The sequence below is a fragment of the Lunatimonas salinarum genome (assembly GCF_017811155.1).
In the GTDB taxonomy this organism is placed as follows: domain Bacteria; phylum Bacteroidota; class Bacteroidia; order Cytophagales; family Cyclobacteriaceae; genus Lunatimonas; species Lunatimonas salinarum.
The window spans coordinates 73,458-86,332 of sequence record NZ_JACVCV010000005.1; the positions used below are offsets into that span (position 1 = coordinate 73,458).

The 12,875-nt window shown below is 43.9% G+C and carries 6 protein-coding genes; all 6 read right to left on the reverse strand.

Annotated elements, in window-relative coordinates:
- Nucleotides 1-352: 352 nt before the first annotated feature.
- The 6 genes from IAQ59_RS07460 to IAQ59_RS07485 all read right to left on the reverse strand — a co-directional run bounded on the left by IAQ59_RS07460 (nucleotide 353) and on the right by IAQ59_RS07485 (nucleotide 12,838).
- Nucleotides 353-2,287: a sulfatase-like hydrolase/transferase gene (locus tag IAQ59_RS07460; RefSeq protein WP_209330170.1), complete on the reverse strand. Its 1,935-nt coding sequence runs from the start codon at nucleotides 2,285-2,287 to the stop codon at nucleotides 353-355.
- Nucleotides 2,284-3,909 (reverse strand): sulfatase family protein, encoded by a 1,626-nt coding sequence (locus tag IAQ59_RS07465; protein WP_209330171.1) that lies wholly within the window; start codon nucleotides 3,907-3,909, stop codon nucleotides 2,284-2,286. The genes IAQ59_RS07460 and IAQ59_RS07465 overlap by 4 nt, the downstream gene beginning before the upstream one ends.
- A gap of 310 nt (nucleotides 3,910-4,219) precedes the next feature.
- Nucleotides 4,220-6,139 carry a glycoside hydrolase family 97 protein gene (locus tag IAQ59_RS07470; RefSeq protein WP_209330172.1) on the reverse strand — a complete coding sequence of 640 codons (1,920 nt, stop codon included), beginning with the start codon at nucleotides 6,137-6,139 and terminating at the stop codon, nucleotides 4,220-4,222.
- 150 nt (nucleotides 6,140-6,289) lie between these two features.
- Nucleotides 6,290-7,789 (reverse strand): BNR-4 repeat-containing protein, encoded by a 1,500-nt coding sequence (locus IAQ59_RS07475; RefSeq protein ID WP_245189490.1) that lies wholly within the window; start codon nucleotides 7,787-7,789, stop codon nucleotides 6,290-6,292.
- A gap of 182 nt (nucleotides 7,790-7,971) precedes the next feature.
- Entirely contained in the window at nucleotides 7,972-9,384 is a 1,413-nt protein-coding gene (locus IAQ59_RS07480) for a SusD/RagB family nutrient-binding outer membrane lipoprotein (protein WP_209330173.1), read from the reverse strand.
- A 19-nt stretch (nucleotides 9,385-9,403) separates the two neighbouring features.
- Nucleotides 9,404-12,838 (reverse strand): SusC/RagA family TonB-linked outer membrane protein, encoded by a 3,435-nt coding sequence (locus tag IAQ59_RS07485; protein ID WP_209330174.1) that lies wholly within the window; start codon nucleotides 12,836-12,838, stop codon nucleotides 9,404-9,406.
- Between the last annotated feature and the right edge of the window lie 37 nt (nucleotides 12,839-12,875).

Here is a 12,875-nt window from a genome sequence, read left to right on the forward strand (position 1 = left end):
CTTTAGCGGTCAGATGGAATCTCGCACGTATTACAATCGTCCCTCTGTGTGTCGCTTGCGTCATGCTCGATTTCATTGCTTGCCGCTCCAAAACGTCCTAATTGGAGGGATGTCGAAAGGACAAATTGGGATTTACCTATTTAAAAGTTTCAATTTCATCCAATCTCTTTTAAAAAAGGCTATGTGAACTCGGCATCTATGGTAAAAACTCCAGATAGAATGGATTTGCAACCATAGTAACGGGACACGGGAAATGCAAACTCCTAAATCTGTCATCGCAACTGCAAATTTCGAGGAGCGAATTCCTTTAAAGACCTTCGGGGTTTGAAAAACCCCAAAGGTCAAAATCAAATCAATCAACAACCCTCCTATTAGGATACAATTCCATGGCATCTTTTATAATCCGTTGTCCATAGCCAAAAAACGTTCCCTCATCCCCTTCTTTAAATCCCTGTTCGCCAAATTTCCGCCAATCCTCCAATGTCAGTCTGTCATCGGTATGGCTGTATTGGAAGGCATTTAGTCCAAAAAGAAACACGTAACCGTTATCTGTTGTCGTAACTTCCTTCCAAATAGCATCAAATGATTTATCCTTATCCCCGCTTACCCCTAGCGCTTGTGCCGCTAAAATCCGATTGGCGGCGAATGGGTCCGTAGCTATACGTTTTTTTAATTTTTGTTGAACAGATTCAGCTGTTGACCTGACCTGGAATAAACCATAAATCCCCCAAAACCTAACAATTGGATTTTCATGATCCATGGCCACCATATAATCAGACAGATACCTTGAATCCCCTAAGCTCGCTAATTTGGCGATTTCCAGAATCTCAGCGATTGGATAATCCTCCCTACTTTGCGCAAACTCATAGATGGTCTTAAACCTTTTTTCCTCCCCTGTCAACTCATGGAACATGGGTTCCGGAATCAAACCCACATCCCGGGTCTTTATCATCCAAGCATCCAACTCTTCGGAAAGATGGGTTATTCTATCCTGAAAGGCATTATCAGCAACAAGGTTTTCTACATGCCAAGGATCTCCTTTTGAATCGAAGAGTTCAATTGATTCCTTTGGCTCGAAAAACTTGGACTGCAAGTCATTGGTTTTGCCCGCCTCATGATGCGCCTCCCATGCACGCCAGTTGGCTTGCACCTCATAGCCATACCTGGAATCCCTTCCCAAGGGTTTATGGGGCATAAAATTTCTAATAAAATAATAGTGGCCATCCGTTACCGCCCGTGAAAGGTCATACCGTTCGGCCATCCGGTCCCTGTAAAAATGAACAAACTTTGGGTCACTTTTTGAATCCAAAAAATTTGTTCCCTGCATGATATCAGGGACGTCACAACCCGCCAAGGAGAGTACCGTCGGTGCCAAATCGACGAAACTAACAAGGCTCTCGTCTTTTGAAAGGTCAGATTTAGGTGAAAGATGTTTCCACTTGTCAGGAAGATACACCATCAGCGGAACTTGCGTGCCTACGTTAAAGATAAACCGCTTGGATCTTGACAGTTGGCCTCCATGGTCGGAATAAAAGAAAACGATGGTATTGTCAGCAAGCCCCTCCTCTTCCAGTTCCCGCAACAAATCTCCCGTCATCTTGTCCATTAGTGTGATCAGATCATGGAATCTGGCCCAATCGTTTCTGATTTCGGGCAAATCGGGATGGTAAGGAGGTAAATTTATTTCCCCGGGATCTATTCGGGGTCTAGTCGGAATTTGTTGTGTTTCGATGTAATGGTTGATCCTATCCTCGCTTAACTGGCTTTCATGGGTCACCATGTTGTTAAATACAGCGAAAAAAGGTTGCCCGGGCTTTCTGTTTTTGTAATGCGCCTGGTTACTGGATTCATCCCAAACCTCCGTGTCCGTTTCAAAGGTTGAATTATAATCCTTTTTACTGTTGTTGGTGCAATAGTAACCCGCTTCCCGAAGAAGTTTTGGATAGGCCGGTATTTCCTCCGGCAGCTGAATCCTGCTCCGCATTTGGTGGGTTCCTGTAGTGGAGGCATACATGCCGGACAAAATGGTTGCTCTTGCCACGGCACATACGGGTGCATTTGCGTAGGCATGTGTAAATTGGATGGATTTTTTGGCCAGTTTGTCCAGGTTTGGCGTATACGCCTGTTCAAAGCCATAACTGCCCAAATAGGGACTGATATCCTCACAGGTTATCCATAAGATATTGGGCTTTTCGCTTTTGCTACTGGTGTTTTTTTGTTGGGAAAATCCCAAATTGGCTAATCCACACAGGACAATTGTGAATAGGAGTGCGTTTTTAATTATCATCTGGTAGTTGATAATTCATCGGGGTTGGGAAATTCCCGCATGGGGCTATAACGGATATAGGAATCAAACACTTCTTTATCAGGGCCTACTACCCGGGGGTCTTTCGAATCGGTTAGTTCCGCCATCAGCACTTCCTGCATTTCATTTTTTAAACCCATGTGATCCGGATCGTCGGCAAGATTGACAAGACAATAAGGGTCGTTAGCTACGTCAAACAGTTGGTATTCGGGAATTTTGGCATATGCAGCGTCAAAAAACGGCCTTACCTCTTCATCTTCCCGATTCTCAATAATATACGATTTCGTCGGGGAGGGATCCACATCGGTAAAGGCCCAATCAGAGTGATGAACGCCATCTTCATCTATCCCATACATGGGAAGTAGTTCATTATCCGTTCCCGGTTTAATCGCCTGCGGATCTCCTGCAGGCCATCGGTCCGGTTTTGCATTCCAAACCAACAAATGACTTTCGCTCCGGACAGCTCTTTGCGGGTATCCCCAGTTTTGATAGCGGGACGAAGAGTGTCTCTCCCGACCTGAAAACACATAGGTAAAGTTTTCGTCAATTTTGCCTTGTTTATCAGACTCTAGGAGATGTCGGAAATTCCTTCCGGTTATGGGCAGCATGCCGGCGGAACTGGTATTGGTCACATCTAAAATCGTGGGGGCCAAATCCGAAAAGCTGATAGGATCATCCACCTTTCTTCCACCCGGAAAAGCCTTGGGATATCTTACCGCAAAAGGCACATGCACACCATAGTCGTAACTGTTGGCTTTGGCCCTAGGAAAAGGCATTCCGTTATCGGCTGTTACGATGATAATGGTATTTTCAAGCTCACCAATTTCCTCCAAATAATTCAGCATCAATTCCAGGTGGTGATCAAACCATTCAATTTCCACGGCATAATCCAGCATGTCACCACGAACGATATCATGATCAGGAAAAAACGCTGGAACTTGCACATCGGATAATTTTTTATCGGTTCTCTTCCAAGAATCTTTTTCATAGTCTCGGTGTGGCTCCGTGGCACCATACCAGAAGAAAAAGGGTTGGTCCGTGCGGACAGTGTCCATAAAATACTTGAAGTTTTCAAAATAATTCAAGTCACTGATTTTAGTGGAAGGTCTTGGGTCATTGCCTGCGTCGTATCGGATATTGGAATGGGTAATTCCTGCGGCATCCGTTTCCCTCCAAAGGGAATCATTTTCGTCTCGGGCATACCGAAATGGCGAGACGCCCTTTCCGGTTCTGCCGGTCACATATCCATTTGCATCGAGTAGATCTACAAACGGTACGTACTTTTTTGGCCAGGGAGCGGCATGCTGACCCGCCTGTTCATTTTGCCAGTGATACCTGCCGGTGACTATGGCACTTCGAGAAGGCGCACAACCGGGAGATCCCGCCATGCAATGGCTAAAGTACACCCCTTCTCTAGCTACCCGGTCAAATCCGGGGGTATTGACAAAGGTACTTCCCGCAAAACTCGTATGCGCAAAAGACTGGTCATCGCTAATGACAAAGAGGATATTAGGTCTCTTGACCTCAGAGTTTTCTGATCTGCCTTCACAACCTGACAGCAGGCAAATGACTAAAAGGCCTAAAACGAACGGAATGTATTTCATGGTGTGGTATTGAAGGTGGTAATTATCGTAAATTTGAAAAATCAGTTGATTGCATCGAAACCAAAGCAAGTGATTTATCAACTACTAGCTCATCATCCCTACTAGACATCAACCAAGCGGTAAGTTATAAAATTACAGGTTTTCCGTAAAGGCTAATAGAAAGTTTCTTATTGAATTTGATCAAACCAATCCTTTTAATCATCCTTCAGAAAATGTGGAAGAAAGGTACTGTTCCCTTAGTCAAGCCTTCGTATCACCCCCCGCGCATTTCACAATTCCCTTAGTACAGGGGGATTACTTGAAAGTGGTGCTACTCTAAAGGAGAAAATATCACCGCTAAACCATTCTGTTGAAATACATTTCTTTCAAAAACAGTATTAGAGTCAACTTCCATATCTTCAATAAGCAGATTGGTATGGGTATTAAGGGATTTATCGTCGGAAAATACAGTTGCTTTATAGGCGGTATTCTCATCTAAGAAATCAAGCTTTAACGAAAGGCTGTATTCTTCTGTCCCAGCTATTGCACCCAAGTACCATTTTTCACCATGTTTACGTGCAATGGATACATATTTACCCGGATATCCTTCCAGCACTTTGGTATCATCCCAAACGGTTGGGACATCATCAAAAAATTGGAGGTCTTCTATTTCAGGGATTAGCCCATCAGCCCCTCCAGCACCACCTGTTTTAAAAGGAGCACCTTCCGGCCTATCATACCAATATAAAAATTGCCAGGGACTATAGATACAAATCACCTTTGCCATTTGCGACGCATGCGATCCCATTTTTTCCGTGACGCGCGAGGCAAAATAACAATTGGTCTGATCTCCGGCACCAGCAATCATTCGGGTAAAAATAGTCGTGATAACACCGTCATTTGGTGTGCTTTCCTCATCGCCCCGAATCCCCTCCTGTGTCATTAAATTAGGATAAGTTCGTGAGTAACCCGTAGGCCGGTATTCATCATGTACATCAACCATCAATTCGTGCTCGGCGGCTTTCCTCACGGCTTCATGAAGCCAGCTTGTCCACTTTTGCGGACCTACTTGTACAAATCCATATTTTATGCCAGCCACACCCCACGACTTAACCAAAGGTAAAACTTCGTCCAATTGTTTTTCCAGTGCCCTACGATTCACGTAAAGGATTATTCCTATCCCCCTTTCCTTGGCATAATCTATCACCTTTGGTAAATCAAGGGGGCCAGGAGAGCGGTTCGGATCAACCGTCACGGTTGTTGCATCCGATGCGTCATCGTATTCATTACCATACCACCCGGCATCGAATTCAACGAACTGAAGGTTGTGCTTTACCGCAAAATCCACACATGCAATTCCTCCCTGCGTAGTTAGGGTAACCTCGCGTAACACTTTCCCAGGTTTTATAAAGGATGCATCAGCGATTTTATTTGCTTCATTCAAGTTTAACAGCAAGAAATTGTTTTGCAAAATCTGTGCTGTATTTTTTCCCGCCATTACATAACGCCATGGCAGGTTGTAACCACCCTTGGGAACAAAGACGGAGTATTGATTTTTATCGCCTTTTTCAAGTGAGGCCATGAGGGTGTTGGATTTTGCCCCATGTTTTTCAAATTTCATGCGGGCAAAATCGACCAAAGCCGCTTCACCAATTGCTGTAAAAACCGAATCCGATAGTTCCGCCAGCAATGGTCTTTCCGCAATAAACGAAAGCGCCGAAAGCTTTTGCCTTTTTATTTCGCTTTGGGCAGCAGCACTTACCCAAGCATTTACATCAGCAGGGTACGTAAATTCCGTCAATTCCTCATCGATATGTAAATCGGCTTCACTGGTAATCTCGTATCTGAAAGCCACACCCTCGTTGTATGCGCGAACGCGAAGGGCGAACTCGCCCTCCAAAGCAATGCTTTTTAGGTAAACGACCATTTCGTTGTAGTGATCTACGTACTCACTTTGCTCGCCATATACAGGTTTCCAACTGGTATTATTGGATGTTTTTTCGATTTTCACAACCGTAACAGCTTCTTGCAGTATTGTACCATCGTTTAGTTCAAAGCCTAAAGCTGACTTTTCGATAATTGATACGCCATTCCAGCTAACAGCGTATGCAAAGGCATCTTTGAGATCAAGGTGAAATGTGTACAAATTATCCGGACTATTTAGCTCGACTGTATCAAGACTGCTTTTACAACCGGATATGCAAAGTGTCAGGATAAAAATCCAACATAGACTATTTTTCAACGTTGACATGATCTAGCTATTTTCTTTATTGCAAGTATTTGAAATGTCTTGCATAGATGGCGGGTGAATTCCAGGAAGCATCAACACGTCCTCTCAACGGAATTACGCTTTCTCTGGTAATATTTTCTTTTTATTAGTTGCCGGCAAAATTAAGCCTTTTTATTTCACCCCTTTCAATTTCATCATATCCCTATCCATTTTTTGGGGCAATCTAAAGACTTTTCCGCCCTTGGTGGAGAAGTATAGGCTTGATTCTGAAGGTTGCCTTCCGTGACCATCCGCCCAAAAAGCATAAAAATCAGCATGCGCATTAATTGGCTTTCGGGCATAGGAATGGTTTTTTTCGCTTTGTGATGTGAGCACCTTTTCTTCCTTCCAAGTTTTACCTTTGTCTTTACTAATCCACATAACCATCTCACCTCCTGTGTTGAACAATTGTGGACCTGGTAGGGTTGGTCCGATGATCCGCCAGGTACCATCCGCCTCCAAATAAATGGATCCCATATCATAATTGTTATCCGAGGAAGTTATTTCGCTAAAGATCCATGTCGAACCTGTCCAATACGCCAAATTCCAGGTTCTAGGATTATTGGACGGTCCGGCTTCATAGCCACCACTTGTTACATATAGGATGGCAGGATATCCCTTTTCATCAAAGCTAACATCGTTGATATACACGTTCAAGCCCAAACTTGCATAATCCTTCACCAATGCGCTATTTTCAATGGCTGTAAGAGGCAGATTCATATTTTCCCCTTGGATATTTTGCCACGAATTGCCAAAATCGGTCGTTTCCAGATAATACAGATTGGTCCTGTAGTTGAGTCCGGAACCATTTTGGATATTCGGGTGGTGGTTGAAGGTTGTAGCTACCTTGCCGTTTTTGTAAAAACTGGTCTGGTAATGCCCTTCTTCTATAGTGGCTATATCCTTCCATTCAGACCAATGTTCTCCATCTGGGCTGGTCATGTAGCTGATAATCCGGCTTTGCTTTGACCCGTAGGCCAATTCCTTCTGTTCATAATGGGTAAAGAGCCCGAAAAAACCAGCTCCGGGCTGATAATACATTTGAACATACGAGAAATTGTCCATGGGGACTTTGGAGCCATTTTCAGTCTTAACCGCATTTATCGGTTTAAATTCGCTGATATCGTAAGGCTTGACACTCCGATGAATATACGACGGTCTCCAAACACCATGTGAGGTAGAGAAAAGCCAGATATACCCATCTTTGTCCATACTCATCACCGGATTGTCGTGGGCGTCGTTGGTTCTTTTATCCAGAACAGCCACCGGCCTGGCCACTTGCTTGGTCCGGTGATCGAAAAAGGAGACGGCATGGATCAAGCTTCCTTCCTCATTTACTCCTCCATAGCAGAAAAAAGTCTTGTTTACCTCAGGAGAATATATCGAAAAGGGGTAGTGGTTTGAAGGATATGTGCCCAAACCACCACTGTACTTGTATACATATTCATCCGATGAGGGCTGGTTGGCATACCATATCCCTTGGAATCCTTCCAAAGGCTTATTTAGCAATACAGCCTCCGCGTACTGGGCATCCGGATGGACAGGGGTGTTTGATTGTTGGGCATAGCCTACAAAAAAGACCATGGGAAAAAGAACCGCAAGGGTGAATAATTTATTGGCATTTTTTTGCATCTGTATTTAGTTTATTTTTCTGCAATAAAACAGGCGTAATCACTCGTCAAACGTTCAGCAGATTCTGTTTACATAAAACAAACGGTGAATCTGTTTTATAGGATATGAAGTACGAAAACGGTTGATAGAAAAAAAGGGATTCTCCAAACCGTTTTCGCCTTCCTTCATTAAATAACGTACTACTATTCTTGAGCAGCCCACCAAAGTGGTTTGTTGTATATGGCTACTTCATTGATGTCCGTGGGAGTATTCGAGTTTCTGCTAAGTTCATCTGTGGGGTAAGGCAGCCTCAGAAATGTTCCCCGCTCGTTTTTCATCTCAGGAAACTGGGTCCTTCTCCAATCATTGAAAGCTTCTAAGGGCAAAAACATCCAAAAAGAAATGTATTTTTGACCTACTATATCCTCCAACCGAAAATCAGCAATTCCTTTGTCTACGGCAGGGAGTGCCATATATTCAGCAATTTCGTCTTCATTGAAATGCTCCTTTTCCAAGGCTGCCCTTACACCTGCCAAATAGGCGTCATAGGCCTCACTTCTTCTATTTAGCCGTAACAACGCCTCTGACTCAATGAATTTCAACTCATCGTACATGAGTAACGGCTGAGGCGCATGATCAGTAAGAACATTTGCAGTAGAAGGAGCTGAATACAGGACATGGTTTGGGTCTGCCACTGTCTGACCGCTTACACCACCAATTATTTCACCGTCGATTTTTGAAAACCACTTGTCAGACCTAGGATCGGCTGATAAACTTCCAGAAAACATTTCCATCACTTCTAAAATGGTGGTACTTATTCCAAAAATTTGCTGAGGTTTTTGAATTCCGGTCCATGGGTTATCGAAAGCAGTTCCTTGCTGGTATCCCGAAAACACAAAGGCTTCGTCGGAATTTGAAAACGAATTTGCGATCGCCTCGAGTGCAGCAATTGCAGATCCTTCGGGATCTCTTAGGCTAAGTCTGTTGTGTAGCCGGGCTTTCAAGCCATAAGCCGTTTTAATCCACATAGATTTGTCTCCCGAAAAAATCAGGTCCAAATTTCCTGGATTATCAACCGACTCCCGTTCTAGGTTTGTGATCGCCCTGTCCAAGAGTCCGAACAATTCATTGTAGACGGTTTCCTGAGAATCAAATTTCGGATTTCGGATTGCACTTCCCTTCAGAGCCTCGGTCATGGGAATATCGCCATACACATCCGTTAATTGACTAAAAATATAGGCGGTCAATACCTGACCAATCCCAAGGTAAGTATAAAACCCGTCCTGTTCAGCCCTTTCAATCATTGCCTGTAGGTCATTCAAAGCCAAATAGGAATTTTCCCAAAGGCTTGAGGCGATAAAGAATGGGTCGATAACATTGTTTACACTGACATTGCTGGTGTGCTCCACAATAAAGGATACCTGATTCATTGTAAAATTTCCCCCAACCCCATAAACGGCCCCCATGGTGGCCTGAGGCAATAGAAGGTCCACCGATACGTTGACGGGGGCATTGGGGTTGGTATCTATTTGGTTTAAAATCTCATCCGAACAGGAAGACAAAATGCCAATCATTCCGATCAAAAGAACTATTCGTTGCATATTTTTAAATTTCATGACTAACCTATTTAAATTTTCAGAAGGAAACGACAATGCCGGCACCATAACTCGCTATCTGTGGAAAAACAAGGTATTCTTCCCCTTGTAGATTTCCACCTCCTGAGTTAAGCTCAGGGTCGAAGTTAGGCAGTGCCGCATTTAACCAAAGATTCCGTCCTGTCAAATACACATTGGCTCGTTGAACCTTTAATCGTTCTAGCAACTCACTGGGGATATCACATGAGAGTCGCACCTCCCTCAGTCTAACGAATGACGCATCATACACATTCGATTCGATAATTTGATCAAGTACATTCCGGTACAAAAACTCACCTGGCTTAATAACAATGTCATTTGTTCCTTCGACTACGAGTGTCCCATCATTTTGATAAAATCCCTTAACACCCTCGAAAACCAAATCCTCTTCCCGATTACCGGTTTCGGCTAAACTCCCGTATAACTTACCCAATCGATTGCTGCCGGATGCGATTTTACCGCCCTGCCTCCAGTCTACCTGCACGTCCAAACTCAGAAACTTATAGGTAAACTTGTTAATGAAGCCAAATTCAAAGTCTGGAATTACTCTCCCCAGATAATTAATTTGTTGGCTCGACCTAAGTGGCATGCCATATTGTGGATTTGGATTACCATTGGGAAGCGTCTGTCTGGAATCTACCACAATCTGATTTGTCTGTGGATCTCTTGCGAATGCGGAACCTAACATCGTTGGGTAGGATTGGCCTTCTTCAGCAACTATATTCACTCTGAATCCTCCGAGATTCAGTCTTTCAATGCCTTCCGCAAGCCGGTCAACCGTATTTTCGTAGGCAGTAAAATTTGTGAGAATATTCCACCTGAAATCCCCTGCGATAATCGGGGTCAAATCCAAAATAAACTCGTGCCCCCTAACCGACATTTGGCCTGCATTTCTCAATTCCGAGCTGAATCCTGTAGAAACGGCTACTGGGACACGGAATATCTGTCCTTGAGAGAGCGAACGGTAGTAGGTGTAATCGATGCCAATCCTTCGATTGAAAAATCTCATATCAATCCCAAATTCGGTTGTTCTGGTGTTTTCAGGAACGATATCCAAACTCGTTAACGCAGGATCCCTCCTAAATGCCGTGATTCCCTCAAACGGAAACACAAAAGCTCCTGCCCCAACGGCATTGTTAACCTGTCCCCTCAAAAAGACATTGTCCGATACATATAATGGTCCAGCTTGTCCTACTTCAGCAACGCTCACCCGCACCTTTCCAAAATCAAGGATGCCGGAGTCAGCCCCCAGTAACTCGCTGAACGCAAACCCTAATCCCACAGATGGATACAAAAAGGATCGATTACCGGCCGGCATATTGGATACCACATCATTTCGCAACGATGCATTCAAAAAAAGTAAATCCTTCCAATCTAACGCAAGATTGGTATAAAACCCCGCCACTCTTGATCGGTTAATCCCTTCACTTGGAAACTGGGTTGCTGTATTTGATAAATGATGAAACCCTCCTATCGTAAAGTCGTTGCCCGTGACAGAAAGACTTCTGCTGTAGAAATCAAATAGTTCGTTCCCCGCCATAAAGTTCAGTCGAAAGTCTTCGCCAAAACTTTTATCTATAATCATGTTAAATGTGGAATTAAATTGACGCTGAAAGAATGTCCCCTCTACGATTCGACCACCTCTAGGCGGTACGGTCCTGCCTCCCGTGGCACCGGAACCAAGAGAAAGTACTTCCTTTGACTGGGTATTAAAATAGTCCATTCCCACCCGATAATTGAATGTAAGCCAATCCGTTGGCTTATAATCAAGCAGTACATTTCCGAATGTTCGGTAGGTAAGTCTGTTATTACTGTTGTTTCGAATTGACCAATAAATATTGTCATGGCCTCCTCGGAAATTGATTTGTTGATATGGGTTGCTTGGAGTGGCGATAGGTTTATTTTTGAGATCATAACTTACCGGCGCAAAAAACGACGCATAAAACAAACTGCTATTTCCGGCACCATCCACGATTCTGTCATCCTCGGACGATGAAAAATTCACCGACGTGCTTACCCGAACCTTTGAATGCAGGGCGTAGTCTGTCGCAAACTTCAAATTATACCGCTTGAATCCTGAATTTTCAATGGTTCCCTTTTGGTCAGTATAGGAAGCCCCGATTTGGAAATTTCCCTTTTCAAATCGGTTTGCCACTTCCACATTTGCATTGTACGTACCTCCTGGCCTAAAAAAATTCCGCATATTATCGTAAACAGCTGCTTGTTCAAGCTCCCCCAATTGATTGGTATATTGTCCCATTTCCTGGATTCGTGGTCCCCAAGAAAACGTGCTAAACGGCCTAAATTCACCTTGTTCCCCTTGGGCATATTGGGTCTGCAGCTCCGGATACCGCGTTACAACATCGACGTTATACCCATTATCTATAGTAACTGTCGGTTTGCCGAGCTGAGAGTCCTTCCCTCTTTTGGTAGTTATAACCACTACACCATTTGATGCTCTGATACCATACAAAGCCGCTGCATTTGGGCCTTTTAAGACATTCAACGATTCGATATCGTTGGGGTTTAAATCGATTGGCCTACCACTAATCGGTAGTCCATCCACCACGTATAACGGCTCGTTATTACCTGTGATAGAACGGCTTCCTCTGATATTCACTATGGGTGAACTACCTGGAGCGCCACTGGTTTGACGTACAGTAACACCGGCTACTTTGCCCTGCAATCCGTTTAATAGATTGGGATTATTCACCTTTGCCAATTCCTTGCCTTCCAATTTCTGGACAGAATAGCTCAGCGCCTTTTCCTGGCGCTCGATCCCAAAAGCAGTCACCACCACCTCATCCAAAGACTCTGAATCTTGAACCAATACGATCGTATAGTTCGACTGCGTTCCTATTTGCCTGGTTTGAGAAACATAGCCGATGTAGGATATGACGATTGTTTGCCCCTCTTCTACTGCAAGTGAAAAATTTCCATCTATGTCGGTCACTGTTCCCGAGGATGTTCCACGAACGGATATGGTAGCACCCGGAAGGGGCTCGTTATTCTCATCGGTGACTTTGCCCATAATGGTAATAGGGTCATCCGCTTCCACAACTACTTCACTCCTTTCATCCCTGAGCACATCAATGCTGTGATTGTATTGCCGAAAAGAAAGTTCCCCCTGTCTGGCAGCTTGTTTAAGGAATCCCTCCAGCGTACCTTCTTTTTCTGAAAACGACAATGGAATCATTCGATCGATGATCCGGCTGTCGTAACTAAACTTAAAGGGTGTTTGGCGCTGAACTTCACGGAAGAACTGACCTACCGTGAGCCCTTCACTGGATAAACGCACATTTACTTCTTCAATGCTTTTGTACTGCCCGTTGGCATTCACTGCTAGACCTAAGTTTAGGAAAAGTAACTGTATGGTAAAGCCATATAGGAAGTATCTGGACAACATATAAATTGCCTTAAGTAATTTATTTTTCATAATTTTAAAGGTTTATTGAATAAATCGTTCAGTAATC

Excerpts from the sequence above, each read along its gene's own strand:
- IAQ59_RS07485 (WP_209330174.1), bottom strand. The coding sequence starts at position 12,838 with ATGAAAAATAAATTACTTAAGGCAATTTATATGTTGTCCAGATACTTC.
- IAQ59_RS07465 (WP_209330171.1), bottom strand. The coding sequence starts at position 3,909 with ATGAAATACATTCCGTTCGTTTTAGGCCTTTTAGTCATTTGCCTGCTG.
- IAQ59_RS07475 (WP_245189490.1), bottom strand. The coding sequence starts at position 7,789 with ATGCAAAAAAATGCCAATAAATTATTCACCCTTGCGGTTCTTTTTCCC.
- IAQ59_RS07460 (WP_209330170.1), bottom strand. The coding sequence starts at position 2,287 with ATGATAATTAAAAACGCACTCCTATTCACAATTGTCCTGTGTGGATTA.
- IAQ59_RS07470 (WP_209330172.1), bottom strand. The coding sequence starts at position 6,139 with ATGTCAACGTTGAAAAATAGTCTATGTTGGATTTTTATCCTGACACTT.
- IAQ59_RS07480 (WP_209330173.1), bottom strand. The coding sequence starts at position 9,384 with ATGAAATTTAAAAATATGCAACGAATAGTTCTTTTGATCGGAATGATT.